19 protein-coding genes are annotated in these 15,688 nt (G+C 58.0%); 6 read left to right on the forward strand and 13 right to left on the reverse strand.

Translation table 11 applies throughout. From position 1 onward, the window contains the following. Window positions 1-80 precede the first annotated feature (80 nt). The gene (locus HIJ39_RS06880) at window positions 81-545 is read left to right on the forward strand and encodes a hypothetical protein (RefSeq protein WP_169098054.1); all 465 of its coding nucleotides are present in this window, start codon (window positions 81-83) and stop codon (window positions 543-545) included. On the opposite strand, the gene HIJ39_RS06885 is transcribed toward HIJ39_RS06880, so the two are convergent. From HIJ39_RS06885 to HIJ39_RS06905, 5 genes are read right to left on the reverse strand one after another with little or no spacing between them, the layout of a single operon-like run. Beyond that, the gene (locus HIJ39_RS06885; protein ID WP_169098056.1) at window positions 529-1,395 is read right to left on the reverse strand and encodes a patatin-like phospholipase family protein; all 867 of its coding nucleotides are present in this window, start codon (window positions 1,393-1,395) and stop codon (window positions 529-531) included. The two genes, HIJ39_RS06880 and HIJ39_RS06885, sit on opposite strands and share 17 nt — an antisense overlap. A gap of 39 nt (window positions 1,396-1,434) precedes the next feature. After that, the gene (locus HIJ39_RS06890; RefSeq protein WP_169098058.1) at window positions 1,435-1,764 is read right to left on the reverse strand and encodes a response regulator; all 330 of its coding nucleotides are present in this window, start codon (window positions 1,762-1,764) and stop codon (window positions 1,435-1,437) included. After that, on the reverse strand, window positions 1,761-2,411 hold the full coding sequence (nth, locus tag HIJ39_RS06895) for an endonuclease III (protein ID WP_169098060.1): 651 nt from the start codon (window positions 2,409-2,411) through the stop codon (window positions 1,761-1,763). Before nth ends, HIJ39_RS06890 begins: the two co-directional genes overlap by 4 nt. Further along, a complete protein-coding gene (locus HIJ39_RS06900) occupies window positions 2,408-2,875 on the reverse strand; it encodes a peroxiredoxin (RefSeq protein WP_169098062.1) in 468 nt (155 codons plus the stop codon). The genes nth and HIJ39_RS06900 overlap by 4 nt, the downstream gene beginning before the upstream one ends. Window positions 2,876-2,893: 18 nt before the next feature. Then, a complete protein-coding gene (locus tag HIJ39_RS06905; protein ID WP_169098064.1) occupies window positions 2,894-3,967 on the reverse strand; it encodes a M24 family metallopeptidase in 1,074 nt (357 codons plus the stop codon). A gap of 88 nt (window positions 3,968-4,055) precedes the next feature. Between HIJ39_RS06905 and HIJ39_RS06910 the strand changes: the two genes are divergently transcribed. Together HIJ39_RS06910 and HIJ39_RS06915 are read left to right on the forward strand one after the other, a co-directional pair. Further along, a complete protein-coding gene (locus HIJ39_RS06910) occupies window positions 4,056-4,205 on the forward strand; it encodes a hypothetical protein (RefSeq protein WP_169098066.1) in 150 nt (49 codons plus the stop codon). Window positions 4,206-4,250: 45 nt separating this feature from the next. Further along, window positions 4,251-5,264, forward strand: coding sequence for a hypothetical protein (locus HIJ39_RS06915; RefSeq protein ID WP_169098068.1), 1,014 nt, complete (start codon window positions 4,251-4,253; stop codon window positions 5,262-5,264). On the opposite strand, the gene HIJ39_RS06920 is transcribed toward HIJ39_RS06915, so the two are convergent. From HIJ39_RS06920 to HIJ39_RS06930, 3 genes are read right to left on the reverse strand one after another with little or no spacing between them, the layout of a single operon-like run. After that, complete coding sequence (locus HIJ39_RS06920) at window positions 5,261-5,791, reverse strand: mismatch-specific DNA-glycosylase (protein ID WP_338055103.1); 531 nt, start codon at window positions 5,789-5,791, stop codon at window positions 5,261-5,263. The two genes, HIJ39_RS06915 and HIJ39_RS06920, sit on opposite strands and share 4 nt — an antisense overlap. A gap of 1 nt (window position 5,792) precedes the next feature. Next, window positions 5,793-6,677, reverse strand: coding sequence for an NAD(P)/FAD-dependent oxidoreductase (locus tag HIJ39_RS06925; protein WP_169098070.1), 885 nt, complete (start codon window positions 6,675-6,677; stop codon window positions 5,793-5,795). Further along, a complete protein-coding gene (locus tag HIJ39_RS06930) occupies window positions 6,655-7,527 on the reverse strand; it encodes a hypothetical protein (protein ID WP_207711527.1) in 873 nt (290 codons plus the stop codon). The genes HIJ39_RS06925 and HIJ39_RS06930 overlap by 23 nt, the downstream gene beginning before the upstream one ends. Window positions 7,528-7,750: 223 nt before the next feature. Between HIJ39_RS06930 and HIJ39_RS06935 the strand changes: the two genes are divergently transcribed. Together HIJ39_RS06935 and HIJ39_RS06940 are read left to right on the forward strand one after the other, a co-directional pair. Then, window positions 7,751-8,779, forward strand: coding sequence for a beta-ketoacyl-ACP synthase III (locus HIJ39_RS06935; RefSeq protein WP_169098072.1), 1,029 nt, complete (start codon window positions 7,751-7,753; stop codon window positions 8,777-8,779). Between the two features lie 143 nt (window positions 8,780-8,922). Continuing rightward, on the forward strand, window positions 8,923-9,567 hold the full coding sequence (locus HIJ39_RS06940; protein WP_338055104.1) for a J domain-containing protein: 645 nt from the start codon (window positions 8,923-8,925) through the stop codon (window positions 9,565-9,567). Here HIJ39_RS06940 and HIJ39_RS06945 read toward each other — a convergent pair. From HIJ39_RS06945 to HIJ39_RS06955, 3 genes are all read right to left on the reverse strand, one after another. After that, the gene (locus tag HIJ39_RS06945; RefSeq protein WP_169098074.1) at window positions 9,521-9,931 is read right to left on the reverse strand and encodes a c-type cytochrome; all 411 of its coding nucleotides are present in this window, start codon (window positions 9,929-9,931) and stop codon (window positions 9,521-9,523) included. The two genes, HIJ39_RS06940 and HIJ39_RS06945, sit on opposite strands and share 47 nt — an antisense overlap. Beyond that, window positions 9,928-10,833: a metallophosphoesterase family protein gene (locus tag HIJ39_RS06950; RefSeq protein ID WP_169098076.1), complete on the reverse strand. Its 906-nt coding sequence runs from the start codon at window positions 10,831-10,833 to the stop codon at window positions 9,928-9,930. The genes HIJ39_RS06945 and HIJ39_RS06950 overlap by 4 nt, the downstream gene beginning before the upstream one ends. Before the next feature lie 111 nt (window positions 10,834-10,944). After that, entirely contained in the window at window positions 10,945-11,739 is a 795-nt protein-coding gene (locus tag HIJ39_RS06955; RefSeq protein ID WP_169098078.1) for a hypothetical protein, read from the reverse strand. A gap of 104 nt (window positions 11,740-11,843) precedes the next feature. Here HIJ39_RS06955 and HIJ39_RS06960 point away from each other — a divergent pair, with 104 nt between their 5' ends. Next, window positions 11,844-12,233: a response regulator gene (locus HIJ39_RS06960; protein ID WP_169098080.1), complete on the forward strand. Its 390-nt coding sequence runs from the start codon at window positions 11,844-11,846 to the stop codon at window positions 12,231-12,233. Here the strand turns inward: HIJ39_RS06960 and HIJ39_RS06965 are convergent. Together HIJ39_RS06965 and hutU are read right to left on the reverse strand one after the other, a co-directional pair. Beyond that, on the reverse strand, window positions 12,187-13,755 hold the full coding sequence (locus HIJ39_RS06965; RefSeq protein ID WP_169098082.1) for a sensor histidine kinase: 1,569 nt from the start codon (window positions 13,753-13,755) through the stop codon (window positions 12,187-12,189). The genes HIJ39_RS06960 and HIJ39_RS06965 overlap by 47 nt on opposite strands. Window positions 13,756-13,760: 5 nt before the next feature. Continuing rightward, window positions 13,761-15,473 carry a urocanate hydratase gene (gene hutU, locus HIJ39_RS06970; protein WP_338055105.1) on the reverse strand — a complete coding sequence of 571 codons (1,713 nt, stop codon included), beginning with the start codon at window positions 15,471-15,473 and terminating at the stop codon, window positions 13,761-13,763. Window positions 15,474-15,688 lie beyond the last annotated feature (215 nt).

The following is a 15,688-nucleotide window of genomic DNA, read 5'->3' on the forward strand; positions in this document are numbered from 1 at the left end:
AAAAAGAGGAGTCGTGGATTGGGCAGCGAATGACTTAGGCTACATAAAACCCTCCGAAAAAGGAAAAAGGAGAGAAAGCAATGCTTAAGACCCTCGCACCAATCGCTGCCGCGGCCATCGCAGGCGGTGTCCTCGTCTCAAGTGCGACCTTTGCCGACAGCCATCATCGTGACGCCAAGCCGGCAAATCATCCGTACGTGGTTCACGGCGTCTACGCCAGCGGCAGCGTGGGCACGATTTTAGGCAATTCGTCCATCTCTGTGAAGACGCCCAATGGCAACGTAACCGTGTACATTACGGCCAAGACGGATTTGCATCTAGAGGCCAACGGTACGGCGGGCGCGATGCTGTCAGCCATCAACAGCCACCATCTTTATATTACGGCTCGGGTAGTGAAGAGTCATGGCAAACTCACTGCGCTTAGCCTTAATGCTAAGGTTAATGCCCAACCGAAGGAGAAAAAGCACCCAGAACACTACCAAAGCCCCAAAAAGCACGATTCGAAACACGAGGTCACGAAACCCACCGTTAAACATGGGCATTAGGGAGTTCGGCAAGCGCATCGATATTCTCCGACGCCAGCTGATATCCCAGGTCAATAATGGCGGTCACGCGTTCCCAGACACGGTGGCCGCCTTTCATCTCCAAGCGTACCGTCGTCACCGGCAGGGACAACTGACGCTGGCGAACAACCGAAAGCTCCCGAATCATCGCCGTCATGCTCGCTTCCAATACATGAAAGGCATTCCATCGAGGGCGCATGACCAGAGGATGCGGTTCATCCACCCACACCCCGATCACCTGCTCCGCCCCCATCCAGGCAGCCACATCGAGCGGATAATCATCCGTTACTCCACCGTCGACCAGCCACTCCGCTCCCAATGGCACCGGCGCAAAAAGCCCCGGCACGGCATTGGACGCGCGGAGCGCCGTCTTCAGATCCAATTCCTGCCCCCGCCAACCCAAATCCAGCCGGCGTCCCAATTCGAGCCGAACCGGCGAGCCCACGCCAAACACTTGAGGATGGCGATTGGTGATTGACGTGGCCACCACCCATAACGGACGCTGGAGTGAGGACCACTCCTTGCCTGCCAGATAGGGATAAAGACGCTGAAAGAGCCGTTCGTCGCTCACCAGGGCAGGCGGCAATCGCCCCTCAACAAGAGACCGAATCCAGGTTCGCCAGGGCTTTTTAAGATCTCGGGCTGTCAGCGTCTTAGCCAACCGGCGCAATTCGCCCGGGGCATGGCCCAGCGCTAACAGCGCCCCCACCAGCGCTCCCGCCGACGATCCCACATAAGCATCCACGGTCACCCCATGGTCGGTCAAAGCTTCGGCGACCCCGATACCGGCCAGGGCCCATAGGCCACCACCACTCAATACCAACGCTGTCATGCGATCACCCCATTTAAGCTTACGCGGAGGGCGATTCGCTCAGGACGAAAGCCAGGCTGGATATTTGTCCTGTATCCGTGAGTTGGGCCACACCGCACTGATGCCCCATTGCCGCATGGTTTGAAACATCGCGCCTTCCACGTGTGGGCCGTAGGCGGCAGTTTTAACGCCGTTTTGAACAACGCGTTCCGCCAGCGGCCGGGTGACAAGCCGCATAGCCAGCAACACGTGGGTTGGCTGGACCGCATCGAGCCGAGAAAGGGCTTCATCTGCGGTGCGCCATACCTCAACGGCAAATCCCCTTTGACGCGCCAAATCCAATAACGGCGCGGCCACCATCATGTTGTCCTCTAAGATACCAAGATTCATGAAATCGGAGCCTCCAGGTTAATCACGCCAACCTTAGGACACAGGGCTGACAGTGGACAGATGGCGCACTGGGGCCGCCTGGCTATGCAGACCCGACGTCCGTGCAGGATCAGCCAATGATGAGCCCGAGACCAGGTTTTCTTGGGTAGAAGTTTGGTCAACTGCTGCTCGGTTCCCTCAGCATCCTTGGCTGTCGCCCATCCCAACCGGTGGGCCACCCGAAACACGTGAGTATCCACCGCCAAGGCGTCCTGACCAAAGGCATTGGCCAGGACCACGTTCGCGGTTTTTCGTCCCACCCCAGGCAAGGTCATTAATTGGTCACGATCAGCCGGCACCTCACCGCTCCAGCGATCCACCAATAGCCGCGCCGTTTGAGCTAAATTGCGCGCTTTGGTATGAAAGAGATTACAGTCTTGGATCAGCGATTCAATTTCCGCCACGGTCGCCTCAGCCATATGGAACGCATCCGGGCAGCGGGCAAAAAGCCTGGGCGTAATCAGATTGACCCGCCGATCGGTGCATTGCGCCGACAGCATGGTGGCGACCAACAGCTCAAAGGGCGTTGTAAAGTTCAACTCCGTGCTGGCGTCGGGATAGAGTTGTTCCAACTGTGCCAGCACCCGCGCGACATGGGCCTTCCTCATCGGGGATCCTGAATTGCAGCCCGAACTTGATCCACATGGCCTGGTACCCGAACTTTGCGAAACACCCGACGCACAACGCCTTCAGGATCAATGATGAAGGTGCTGCGCTCTATGCCCCAGCTGACCTTGCCATACAGGGTTTTTTGCTTGTATACCCCATAATTTCTCGCCACCTCAGCATTCTCATCTGACAAAAGGGGGAAGGGCAGCTGGTGTTTGGCCCGAAATTTTTGATGGCTGGCCAAGGAGTCGGTACTCACTCCCAATACGACCACCCCCAAGTCGCGGAGGGTGCCATAGGCGTCGCGAAAATCGCAAGCCTCGGTGGTGCACCCGGGCGTATTGTCACGAGGATAGAAATAGAGCACAACAAACTGTCCTCTTAAATCCGCCAAGTGCACGATGCCGTCGGTCCCCGGCAAAGTGAAATCGGGGGCCTCTTTGCCCAACAATGCGTCCTCCATTCTAACCCTCCATTCGCGTTATTTAAGCGATTTGACGAAGATGTCCCGCGGTACCTGCGACAAGATTTGGGCGCCGCCCGGCCGATTCACCACCACTTCCTCCAGCCGCACGCCAAATTCGCCCGGCAAGTAGATGCCCGGCTCAATCGAGAAGGCGGCATTGACCGGCAACGGCAGGGTGTTGCCTTCCATGACCGAGGGCGGCTCATGAACTGAGAGCCCAATGCCATGGCCTACGCGATGCACAAACTGCGGGCCGTAGCCTCCCTGGTCGATCACCCGGCGTGCCGCCCGATCAACCTCTTCCGCCGGAACCCCGGGCCGTGCCGTCCGGTGGGCGGATTGCACCGCCTGCTCAACCAGTTGGTGAACTTGACGAAATTTCTGGCTCGGCGTCCCAAGATAGGCGACGCGGGTCATGTCAGAGGCGTAGCCATGATAGTAGCAGCCAATATCAAATAAAACCGGGCCTTCCTCCAGCTTGGTGTCTGTGGGAGTATGGTGGGGAAGAGCGCTGTGCGCGCCAGCCGCCACAATAATGAAGGCCTCGCGGTCAGCCCCATGGGCGATAAAGGCGCGGCGGACAACATCGGCGAGTTCCAACTCGGTCATTCCGGGGCGCATGGCCTCATAACCCGCCTGCATGGCCAGATCGTTGATGCGTTGGCTTTCCGCCAACAGACGGATTTCCTCCTCATCCTTTTGCATGCGGAGTTCTGCCATCATTGTCGAGGCCAGGCCCAAACTACCTTCCACCACGTCTGCCAAAATTTGCGCGTGGGCAAACCGAGCATCGTCAGAGACTAAGAACCGGCTCCCATGAAAATTTTTCACGGCGTCCTTGAGAGCCGTCACAGGGCCTTCATCATCGGAAAACCGGGCGATTGAAAACCCGTCCGGCAAATGCGCCACCGCCTCCTCGGCATTGACCGACGCAATCACCAAGCGGGCGCCCTCTTTCCCAACGAGGAGAAAGGTAAGTCGTTCGTCTCCCAAGGGAGACCATTCTGCAGCATAGCGAAAGTCATCACCGGGTGCCAAGGCTAGTACTGTATCGTTGGCCAACTTGTCTTGAATCGTGTGAATGCGCACGCCATCGCCTCCAAATTTGCAATGATGCGAAACCTCCCTTGACCCAAAAGCGTTTCCTTCGCAAAAGGGTTTTTGGGAGGGTCATGCTATGTATAAATTTGCTCCCATCCTCGCCATTGTCGGCGGGCTAGCCGCCTTCAAGATCTCCATGGACGACTGGTTGCGCCTCGGTCTAGAGTGCGGCTTGGGGATCGGAGTGGTCGTATGGATGGCCTCCCGTCCAACGCGCCGTGGTTGAAAGCACGAAACCAATTCTGTATGCTGACCTCGATTGGAGGTCGCCATGAAGAATCGCTGGCTCTATGCTGTCTATGCCCTCATCGCGCTTGCCGCAGTCGCCATTGGCGTGGAGCGGTCCCGCTCGCCGAAGGCCCCGACCACCCCAGTCGCCTGGCACACCCAGAACCCCGTATTAAGCCCCCCCAGCCATCCCTTGCCGCTGGGATCGTCCTGGGTAGCCAAGACGCGATCGATTAATCTTCCAAAGTCCCAACTGGCGACCGCTGAATGGTTTTGGCCCATTACCCGCTCGTCCAGCGTCTCCTATATTCTACATGATGGGCGGGCACGATGGGTGGTGGACGGTCATTCCTATACGCTAAAGAACCCGCCCGATGACCCGAATGATCAATTTGTCGCGTCACGCAACGGGACTATGCTAGGATGGACCATTCCTGGTGGCGGAGCTGAAGTCATGGCTGCCCGTGGCACCTCCCGCGTGATTTCTCATGCCCAGGCGATGGCGCTCACAGCCAATGGCCAACCAGTATGGCTTTTGGAGTCTGGGCAGGTGGTAGACAACGGGCACCTGCTCCCTTGGCATGTTCCCGGTGTCGCCGCCAACACCCATTCTTTCATCCATCAGGCGACCACAATTATTAGCGATAACCACGGGACATTGGACGCCACCCTGATTCCCAGCGGACAGGTCCGCACCCTGGCGCGGGTGCGCCAAGAACGGTGGCCGATACTGCTCACGGCACGCGCCGTGGGAAACGGGGTGGCTCTTGAACTGGAACGGCCGACCGCCATTCCCCGCTATCTCATTATTTGGGTCAATGGGACCTCGGTTCGGTGGTATCGTTTCGCGTCGCCCAATCCTCCAGAGGTTGGGGTTTTCCAGAATCACCTGGTCGTAGAAAATCTATCGCAGGAAAAGGGGAACTTGGCCGTCCTTACGCCGAAGGCCATTCATCCGCTTAACGTCACCGCGAGCCTGTTCAGCCAAAGTGCTGAAGGCATCATTTGGCCCGGGCCTAGCCACTTTGTCGCGCTGTATAAGACACTCCCCTCCTAGGGACGAGGATGGGGGCCCCACTCGGAAAGTTGCTTCACTTCCCGAAAATAGCGCAGGCGAAGTTCGTAGGCCATGGTGGAACGTCGACTGGGATTGGGAAGAACTGCCTCCCACACTCCCGCCACCAAACCGTCGGGTTGGATCCCCCAGGTTATCGGTGCGCTTTTGGACATCTGACGATAGTAGCGAAAAATCTCCTTCCCCAGGAAGGCGACCACTTTCGGTCGTAGTTGGTCCACACGTGCGCGACACCGTAGGCCCCCTTGCAAAAGCTCTATGGGATCTAAGTCAGCTGTGCCGGGTGTCGGGCGATCCACAAGATTGACAATGCCGATTCGCCAAAACAAGAGCTCGCGGTCCTGCTCAAAGGTCAGCCGCTGGCCGGTCAGTCCGGAGTCGGCCAACAGCGCCCAAAAGAGATTGCCGGGCCCAGCGAAATGATGCCCGGTCTCTTCTGAACGCATCCCCGGGTTATACCCCACAAAAAGGACATCGAGATGCTCCATCACAATGTCGGGCAAACCCACCTTACGCCTCCCCTAGATTGACCGCAACTGCCTTAACAGCCCGCATCGCCGACGCCATCGCGGTCACCAAGCTACGGTCGGGCACAGCCAGAGCCGCGTCACCGATGATGGACATGCGAAGCGCGCGAGGATAGGCCAAATCGCCCCGTACGGAGGCAAGATTCGGATCCACCCGAGGCTCCATACCGATGCGAATCATAACCCGATCTCCTTCCCATTCCTGGGCTCCTTGTGGCCCTTCAAGCCATGCATGCCGTCTCTTCCCAGAGGCCGCAAGGTGCACCAGGCGGGTATGGTACTTAACCGTGACGCCACTCTCCCGAAGTCGCATCCGATATGCCCTACGAGCCTTGAGACGATCCGAGCGGCATAAAAGTGTGACCTGGTGGCCCGCTTCTGCCAGGCGAAATGCTCCTTCCACCGCCCGATCACCCGCGCCGATAATGAGGACCGACCCCGAAGGCGACCGTACCGCATCGCTTATCGACTCCTGGCTGGCCCATTCTTCGCCAGGAATGCCAAGAACCCGGGCACGGAGGCCCGGGGCGTAAAAAAACCAATCGGCTTTAATTGGATCCGATAACGCCTCGACGGTAAGCGCTGCTCCATTCCACCGCACTGCTCGAGACCGGAGGTATACGGGAATCCCAACTTCCGCCACCTGCTTCGTCAATGTCGCAATCAGGGCCGGGGCGGGGTCAGACTCAAACCCGGGCAAATCCACCACTGGCAAGGAATATGAGCGAAGTTGACCGCCAGGTTCATCAGCCGCTTCCAACACCATTGCTCGAAGCCCCAAGCGTGCAGCCCAGAGGCCTGCGGATAATCCCGCAGGCCCAGCGCCAGCAATCACCATCGTTTGTTTAGACGACGGTGCGCTCATCATCAAGTCCAATTAACACGCGGTCTTTTAGCAATGCTAGGGCCGCCACCAAGCGCAGCACGGCAAAGTTGAAAATCCATCCGCCAACCAAGAGCAGCTCGGGTTGCCAGTTGTAGAGCGGGGGTGGCGCGAATCCTTGATTCCACAGCACCAGCAGGGTGGCGCCCAGGGCGGCGCCCAACGCCCCCCATGCCTGCAGCGTAACCCAATAAAAGGCCGGCCCTAAACGCCGGCGGAACAGCGCCCAGGGGATGGCTGCGGCAACTCCACTAATTAAAATAGCCGATCCGGTGGAAACCACCACGGGATGGAGCGTATTTGCAGTGACCAGATTCCAAGGCACACCCGCAACTAAGGCAACCAAAATGCCCGATCCAAAGCCAACCGCGACCATACGCGAAAAGTCGGCCATCGGCACACTGCGGCCCGCCCGCCGCACGTGCCAGCGCAGAAGTTGAAGGTGGCTCAAAATTTGTCCACTCTTCCGGGTCTGAAATCCGGTCGCCAACATCCCCCAAAGCGCCATGATGCGGCCAAGCGCCAGGGCGGCAAACGATTCGGTGCGGTAGCTGGCCAGCATGATGCCGACGCCCAAAACCAGCTGCGCCACGGAGAAGAGCCATAGCCAGCCGCGCTGGTGCTTTATTGGGCGCGCCAACGCTGCGCCCAGCTTGAGCGGGTCGCCCAACAGGGCCATGGCCTCGCCGAGCGCTTGGTCAGACTCCATCCCCTGCGATCGATAAATTTCATAGAGGTCTAATAACTGAGCACGCACCCGTGCCTTAAGGCGTCGCGCCTGATATTTGTCAGCCACATCCCGGACCGCCAGATTCAAGTAGTCTTCCCACACCATGCTCACCTCCATTCATCCGATATAACTTTATTATTTTACCGATTAGCGGATAAAAACGAAACTCCTTATACCCCCAGTTTACCGACTTTTTGCCACGTGCTACAGTGAGGGGTGGTAATGACTGAATTGGGATGCGCGGAAGCCTTTTTCTCGCCGGCCGCTTTGACCATGGCAGGAAATCACCCGCGGATCCGCGAAACAGGATTCAGGAGGTTTTCCATTAATGACGGAGGCTACCATTTGGGCGGTCGGCGGTTACGCTCCGCCTCATGTTTTGACCAATGACATGCTCAGCCAGCGCATGGATACCAGCGACGAGTGGATTCGAACCCGGACCGGTATTCGTGAGCGGCGCACGGCCGGGCCTGATGAAAGTACTGCCTCGGTATCGACGCGTGCTGGACAGGCTGCTTTACAAGCGGCTGGATTTGACCCCGCGGACTTAGACTGGGTGTTCGTCTGCACCGACACCCCGGAAATGTGGTCTCCCGCAACAGCCTGTTTCGTACAGGACATGCTGGGCGCACGCCATGCTTCCGCGATTGATTTGACCGGCGGTTGCGCCGGATTTTTACAGACGTTGCAAATTATCAGTCCGCTGGCGGCTCAAGGGAAAAATCTTTTGGTCATTGGCACCGAGTTGCTAACCCATGCTTTGGATTGGAACGATCGATCGACAGCCGTACTCTTCGGCGATGGCGCTGGCGCTTTTTTGGTGGGGCCCTCCCAACCGGGACGCGCCGGCATTCGCATTGGCCATGGGCTCTCGTCGACCGACGGAAGCCAGGCGGAGATTCTAGGCAAGCCCTATGGTGGCACGCGGCACGAAATCACCACCGCATTGGTGGCCGAGGGCAAGCACCATCGAATTCGCATGGATGGCCCGCGGGTATTCAAACACGCGGTAACCATGATGAGCGAAGTGGGACGCCAGGTGGTGTCTGATGCGGACTTGACGCTGGACGCCATTGACTGGGTCGTGCCCCATCAAGCCAATCAGCGGATTATCGACGCGGTAGCGCACCAAGTAGGCATCCCGGGCAATAAGGTGTTCTCCCATGTTGCGCAGTACGCCAACACCGGATCGGCCTCAATTGGATTGGCTCTGGCCGATATGCTGGAACAGTCGCTGATCAAGCCCGGCCAAAATTTGCTGTCGGTCGCGTTTGGCGCCGGTTTTTCCTGGGCCTCGCAGCTATTTCATGTGGACGGCATTCCCGCCTCAGCGTTCATCCATCAAGGGGATCGTTAGGGGGAGCGTCGACAAAACTCTCGTTTGCGCCAGGCGCCAATCGACAACGCGTCTGGCGCGAAAACGCTATACTCTACGCGAATGTTGTCCTAGGAGCGGAGGGGGCGAGAGCGCTGGCCAATACCGAAACCGATGCTTGGAAGGTGCTCGGCATTCCGCCGACCGCGGACAAGGACACGATTCGCGAAGCCTATTTAGCGCGCGTCAAAGAACATCACCCTGACCGCTATCGCCTCGACCCGTCCCGTTATCGACAGCAAGAAGAAATGATGAAGCGGATTAATTTTGCCTATGAGTGGGCGTTGCGTCACCCCCCGACCACCACCGCGCCGGGGCCGACCCATCCCCCAGGTTCGGACCGTCAAGGACAACGGCCTGATCCGCCCATCATGTGTCCTGATCATGGATATCAAGCCATGGGACGGTGCAAGCGCTGCGGCCAGCCCTTATGCCTGGGATGTTTGGGCTTCCGCCGGTCGCTCTGCAACCGCCACTATCAGCGGCAAAAGATCCGGGCGGCCCGAAGCCGCACCCTTGGGGAATGGGGTCCCTTAATTGTGATCATTTTCGGGCTCCGCGCCCTGGGCCTGCCGGGATTCGATGTGGCCATCGCGGTGCTCATATACCTTGCCCTTCTTGGCCTCCGGCTCTTAATTCGTCGCCATTGGCTGGGCTGTCTCGCCCTATTGCTGCTCCCCTACAGTCTCGTGTTAGCCGGCGTGTGGAGCCTCTGGGAAAGCCTTAGGGATTGGAACGGCCATCCTTCGGGGAAGGCGAAGGCGGGCTAGAGGGATTGAGTGACGCCACATAGCGTGCCAGACTTTCAATCTCCACCGGTGACATCACCGATCCCCACCCCGGCATCGGCCCATCTCCCTTTGAAATAATCTGGGTCAAGCGCGGTAGACTTTTCCCCTGCTCCGAAAGCTGATCAAGACGCGGAGCGGTGGTTCCATCCGGGAGCAGAACCAACGCTTGGCCGTCGCCGCGCGGCCCGTGGCACGAGAGACACGCCCGTTGATATAACCGGGCGCCTTCCACCACGCTGGGTGTCTTGGGTCGCTCATGGCCTGGATGGCCGGGTTGGGGGTGAAAGGGCCAAGCCAGGGACGCGAGGACCGTGGCTCCCCAAAGCCAGCGCCCCGCCATCATGTCAGCACCGCCTCAGGCTGGGGCGACTCCAACCAGGTGGTATGGACTTTAAACCCGCTCCCAGTCCAGTCCATGACTCGAAATCCTAACCCCATGTCGGGGTGGCTGGCCCCTTGGGGCCATGGCTGCAATCGTTCCAATGGTCCAGGGGCAGGAAGCGGCCAGGACGCGGGCAGTCCCGAGGTGTTGTTGGTCTGGTGGGTTCGATGGGAGATGGCTTGATGCACATGACCGAAGAGGCACACGCGATGGGAAAAACGGCTAATCGCTCCATAAAGGGAGTCGCCATCATAGGTGTACCAGTTCCAGGGTGTAAACAAATCGTAGAGCGGTCGATGAGTCAAGACCACCAACGGCGCGGTGGGCGCCATCCGGCCAAGTTGGTCTTGCACCCAAGCGCTTTGCGCTTGCCCCAAAAAGGGTCCTTGGCTGACGTTGTCCAGGCCCAATACATGGAGCCCCTGAAAGTTGCGATGAAAGAAAAGCGGTCCCACAATGGTTTTGAAAGCCTGCCCTTGATCGCCAAACGTGTCATGCTCGCCCGGCACGGCCAACCACGGCACATTAAGCCCATCCAGCTTAGCCTTGACCGCCTCCAGCCGTTTGTTGCGCTCGGCGCTCTCGCCGACTGCCTGAATCAGATCGCCTGTCACGAGCACCAGTTGCGGCTTGGGATCTAATTTCAGAACCTCTTGCAAAATGCGATCCACCGTGGCCGAGAGATTCCGATTCCAATCTCCTCGATATCCCCAATGAAAGTCGCTTAGATGGACGATGCGGAGCGAAGCCGCTGCCGGAAGTCCAGCCGGCACCTTAGCTTCCGCGATTTTCCCGGTCAGGGCCGCAGTCGCCACCGCCAGTGCGCCGCCCATAAATCCCCTTCGCGTGAGAGTGTTTTCCATGCGATCCCTCCGGGAAAAAATTTCCCGTGCTGGTGGAGAATTATGCACGCGGTGGAGAAAGGAGTTGTCGGAGCACAGAATGGCCGGAGGTCATCAATCCCCGATGTCTTCTTAGACTTCCGACTGCCGATACATCAATAGGGCATAGATAGCCAAAAAAGCGGGGATAATCATACCCTCGCCAATAATCATCACCAGCACCCCAATGACCGGGACAGCCGCGAGCATATCTATCACCAGCAAAGCCGCGATTAAGAGCCCAATGAGCAGCAGCACCTCAGTATAAAGTCGGGACAGGTGCGTTGCTGCCCAGCGCAGTGCCGGTATAAAACCGGTGCTGGGAGGGAGCCCCGTCCCAAAGGTATGGCCAAACCAGAACAGCACCGTTCCCATGGTCCATACCAGAATAGCAAAAAACAGGATGACAAAGAGGGTGGTGCCGATTGGACCCATCGACCCCAAGCCGGCATACAAGAACCCTAGCACCACCAACGTCAAGGCGAAATACAAGAGAGCGAGCACCACCTGCGCCAGCCCTCGCCAAAATTCGTGATATCCGAAACGGAAGAAAGACAAAATGGGCGTGTAATCGGGGCGTTTTTTCATGGCCTCTGCGATGCCGCCATAGAGGCCCCCCAAGGCGAAAGGCCAAATAATCAGGATAAAAGTGAGGTAAACCAACCCCAGCTTAAATAGCAAGCTGGAGCTCAAATGGGGAAGTACGGCCGTGGTCCCGGGGTGAGACAAAAACTTGCTAAAACTCTTGGGAAACGATGGTCCCAATCGGCTAATCACCAGATACTGATAGAAGGTGGTGAGCATGGTATACCAAAAGGCCAACATTAAGACGCCGCCGCCACGGTTTCTTTGCCAGAGCTCCCGCCAGCTTTCCCTAATCAAATACATCCGCCATCATCCCGTCTCACCCTAATTGCTTGCGTATCCAACCCCAAGTCTATACAATCATACCGGATTCCTTGGTAAAAATACCAATTTGAGGAGATGACCTGGTGTTTCGCGCTCTTGTCATTGACGATGAGTTCGGCATTCGCCACATTGTCAAGCTGGCTTTAAGCCGAATTGACATCGAGGTCACAGAGGCAGAAACGGCCGCGGTCGCTCTGGCTCGCTTGGAAGACATGGTTCCCCATATTATCCTGATGGACTTGAGACTTCCCGATCGGTCTGGAACCGAGCTCGCCCGGGAAATTCGGCAGCGCCATCCACGGATTCCGATCGTGTTTATGTCGGCCTCGACCGAACTCGCCCGCGCCGCCGAAGAAGCCGATACCGCCGCGTATCTGGAGAAACCCTTTAAGTTGGCCCAACTCCAAAGCCTAGTCCGGGATCTGCTCACGACGAAGACGCCAGCCGCGGACGGCTTGGAAACCACACCGTAAAGACGGCGCCGCCCCCAAGCCGCGGTTGATACTGAACGTCCCCGCCAAGCCTGTCGAGCAATTGCCGGGTGAGCCACAACCCAATTCCGATGCCTCCGACCGCCGAACGCTTGCGCGGATCCGGCATGCGCACGAACAAGTCGTCAACCACTGCTGGGTCCACGCCGGGACCACGATCTGCCACCTCAACCCGCACTCCGTCCTCGGTGGGGGTAACCGTCACATCAATCGGGGCATCCGGCGGCGAGAAGCGTACGGCATTGGAAAGCAGAACCGATACAATGGTCATGATGACCTCCCGGCTCCCTTGCACATACGCATGAGAGGGACCCTGATAGGTAATGGGCTTTAAAGGGACATTGGACTGTCTAGAGGAGGACTCCTCGCGCACCACCTCGGCGACGCAGACTCGGCTTGCCTCCGTTTGCCATCCCGCGTCATCCAAGTGCACCGAGAGCCACAACTCGCGAATCAGCCGCATGAGGCGCGTTGTCTCGCGGGCAATGATGCGCATTTGATCCGTCAGCAAGGCATTCCCTTCGGCCTCGGCCATAAGCCATTCCGCCACCCCCGCAATCACCGTGATGGGAGTGCGAAACTCATGCGCCACCAATGACAAGAAGGCTTGCTGTTGCGTTTTGACCGAATGCTCCTGAGTGTAGTCGTCAAACAAGGCAACCCAACCGTCTATTCGGTCTCCCCGTCCCAGCGGACGCACGCGCATGCGAATTTTACGGGGAATGACCCCCTTCAGGTCGGAGACAATCTCGAATGATCTGACCGCTTTGGCTTGCTCCAGCGCCTGTTGAATGTCCCGCACGACGGCCCGGGGGTCAACAATTTGATTGCTGATTCGGTCCAAGACGTCCCGATAGTGCCCGTGTACGTCCTCCGATCGCAAGTAAAACATCTCAAGAAACCGCTGATTGTGGAACGCTACCTCGCCATCGGCCCGAAATCCCAGCACGCCGGCCTGCGACATTTCCAACGCGGTCGAAAATCGCTCTTGTTCAAGTTGACGCTCATGACGACGGTAAATGAGGGCGATGAAAATGGCCAGCGTTTCTGAGACGCGCGTCCAATATTGAAGCTCAAGGTCTTCTAGCGTGCGGACTTCAGGGTAGGCCACCCCCAAGGAGCCCATCACCATTCCCCGGCCGATCACAGGAAAGACCCAAAAGGTGTGGATATCCTCTTGCATCGCCCATTCCCGCAGGGATGCGTCACCGTCTTCCATCAAATCACGAAACAGGACCGGTTGACGGGTCTGCCGCACCACCTCGATATGCGGGATCACTCGTCCTCGAAACGGTTCTCGGTGTTTCGCCGAGCCCCCGGCCTCCGCCAACGGCACAAAAACATCGTGCTCCAAGCCCGCTAGGAACAGCTTCTCCGGGCCAATGTGGCTGTAGTTGAGAATCCACTGCAGGGTCGCGCGGGAACGGTCCTCACCCGCTGGTGCGTTGTGCAAAAAGTGATAGAGGTCGGACAGGAGCTCGAAGCGTTTGGTGCGTTCGTCCATAACCGTTACGCCTCTCCATCCAACATGGGGATTTTGACGCCCCGCTCCCGCGCGACCCGCTGTGCCTTTTCGTACCCCGCGTCGGCATGGCGCATCACGCCCGTGCCCGGGTCCGTCGTCAACACATGCTGCAGTCGCCAATCGGCGTCCTCTGTCCCATCTGCCACAACCACCATGCCGGCGTGCAGCGAGTAGCCCATGCCCACACCCCCTCCATGATGGACCGATACCCAGGTGGCTCCAGCGGCGGTGTTCAACAGGGCATTCAATATCGGCCAGTCACCGATGGCGTCCGACCCATCCTTCATGGCCTCCGTCTCGCGATTAGGCGAAGCCACAGACCCGGAATCCAGATGATCGCGCCCAATCACCACCGGAGCCTTCAGCACCCCGTCGCGAACCATTTGGTTAATGGCTAACCCAAACTTCGCCCGCTCGCCATACCCGAGCCAACAAATCCGCGATGGCAAGCCCTGAAATTGCACCCGTTGTTCGGCCATCGTGATCCAGCGACGAAGGCGCTCATCGTTAGGAAATAGTTCCAAAACCTTTTGGTCGGTTTTGAGAATATCCTCGGGATCCCCGGACAGCGCCACCCAACGGAACGGTCCCCGACCTTCCTCAAACTGTGGACGAATATATTGGGGAACAAATCCCGGGAAATCAAATGCCCGGGCAACCCCCTCCTCGCGCGCACGCTCACGCAGGTTGTTCCCATAGTCGAACACCACCGAACCCTGGTCCATGAAGGCTAGCATGGCCTCCACATGCCGAGCCATGGACTGCTTAGCCCGCCTGACATATTCGTTCGGGTCCGACTGGCGCAGCTTAGCTGCTTCTTCCAAAGATAGTCCGGCAGGGATGTACCCGTTCAACGGATCGTGGGCCGAGGTCTGGTCGGTGACAATGTCCGGTCGAAATCCACGTCGCACCAACTCCGGCAGCACCTCCGCAGCGTTTCCCAAGAGCCCAATGGACACCGCCTCACCGACCTTGCGGGCGTGTTCCACCTCTTGCAAAGCATGGGTTAAGTCTACCGCTTGGCGATCGAGGTACCGAGTTTCCAAACGCCGACGCATACGATCAGGGTCAGCCTCAATCACCAATGCCACCCCGTCATTCATGGTCACGGCCAAAGGCTGCGCGCCGCCCATACCACCCAATCCAGCCGTCAGCACCACCCGGTTTTTAAGGGTGCCCCCAAAGAATTGCGCCGCACACTCAGCCAGTGTTTCGTAGGTTCCCTGTAGAATGCCTTGACTGCCAATGTAAATCCAGGAACCCGCCGTCATCTGTCCATACATGGTGAGCCCTTTTTGCTCCAACTTCCAAAACTCTTCCCACGTCGCCCAATGGGGCACCAAAAGACTATTAGCAATCAGCACACGCGGCGCCCGCGGGTGGGTTTCAAACACGCCCACCGGCTTGCCCGACTGCACCAATAGCGTTTCGTCGTCTCCTAAATCCATTAAGGTATTAACCAACGCTTCAAATGCATCCCAATTGCGAGCCGCCTTGCCTCGGCCGCCATAGACGACTAATTCCGCCGGATTTTCTGCCACTTCCGGATCCAAATTATTCATGAGCATCCTAAGGGCCGCTTCCTGCTGCCAACCACGGCACACCAGTTGGGTCCCCCGAAGAGCACGAATTTGCCGGCTTTTGACCCGGGTTTGAAGCTCCTGCACTAATACGGTGTCAAGTTGTCGTTTGGCCACGAGATTTCCCCCTGTTAGTTGCCGAATTGTGCCTGTGCCCCAATAATAAAGCAAAAGACTCCTAACAGGGACGAATTCAAAAGGAGACACGCATGCCCCTGCAGGGCACTCACACACATGAAAAAAGGGCGTCGGCACGGGGAGTATGATGAGGGTAACCCTCGACCGAGATCGCATTCACTCTGATGCTACGAGCTCGTAAAGGAGACGGATTC

This window comes from Sulfobacillus harzensis (genome assembly GCF_012933365.1).
Classification (GTDB): domain Bacteria; phylum Bacillota; class Sulfobacillia; order Sulfobacillales; family Sulfobacillaceae; genus Sulfobacillus_B; species Sulfobacillus_B harzensis.

What these genes read in the sequence shown, in the direction of transcription:
- HIJ39_RS06910 (WP_169098066.1), top strand. Translation starts at nt 4,056, where the DNA reads ATGTATAAATTTGCTCCCATCCTCGCCATTGTCGGCGGGCTAGCCGCC.
- nth (WP_169098060.1), bottom strand. Translation starts at nt 2,411, where the DNA reads ATGAGGAAGGCCCATGTCGCGCGGGTGCTGGCACAGTTGGAACAACTC.
- HIJ39_RS06965 (WP_169098082.1), bottom strand. Translation starts at nt 13,755, where the DNA reads ATGGACGAACGCACCAAACGCTTCGAGCTCCTGTCCGACCTCTATCAC.
- HIJ39_RS06950 (WP_169098076.1), bottom strand. Translation starts at nt 10,833, where the DNA reads ATGGAAAACACTCTCACGCGAAGGGGATTTATGGGCGGCGCACTGGCG.
- HIJ39_RS06885 (WP_169098056.1), bottom strand. Translation starts at nt 1,395, where the DNA reads ATGACAGCGTTGGTATTGAGTGGTGGTGGCCTATGGGCCCTGGCCGGT.
- HIJ39_RS06955 (WP_169098078.1), bottom strand. Translation starts at nt 11,739, where the DNA reads ATGTATTTGATTAGGGAAAGCTGGCGGGAGCTCTGGCAAAGAAACCGT.
- HIJ39_RS06890 (WP_169098058.1), bottom strand. Translation starts at nt 1,764, where the DNA reads ATGAATCTTGGTATCTTAGAGGACAACATGATGGTGGCCGCGCCGTTA.
- HIJ39_RS06930 (WP_207711527.1), bottom strand. Translation starts at nt 7,527, where the DNA reads ATGGTGTGGGAAGACTACTTGAATCTGGCGGTCCGGGATGTGGCTGAC.
- HIJ39_RS06925 (WP_169098070.1), bottom strand. Translation starts at nt 6,677, where the DNA reads ATGATGAGCGCACCGTCGTCTAAACAAACGATGGTGATTGCTGGCGCT.
- HIJ39_RS06880 (WP_169098054.1), top strand. Translation starts at nt 81, where the DNA reads ATGCTTAAGACCCTCGCACCAATCGCTGCCGCGGCCATCGCAGGCGGT.
- HIJ39_RS06915 (WP_169098068.1), top strand. Translation starts at nt 4,251, where the DNA reads ATGAAGAATCGCTGGCTCTATGCTGTCTATGCCCTCATCGCGCTTGCC.
- HIJ39_RS06935 (WP_169098072.1), top strand. Translation starts at nt 7,751, where the DNA reads ATGACGGAGGCTACCATTTGGGCGGTCGGCGGTTACGCTCCGCCTCAT.
- HIJ39_RS06945 (WP_169098074.1), bottom strand. Translation starts at nt 9,931, where the DNA reads ATGATGGCGGGGCGCTGGCTTTGGGGAGCCACGGTCCTCGCGTCCCTG.
- HIJ39_RS06900 (WP_169098062.1), bottom strand. Translation starts at nt 2,875, where the DNA reads ATGGAGGACGCATTGTTGGGCAAAGAGGCCCCCGATTTCACTTTGCCG.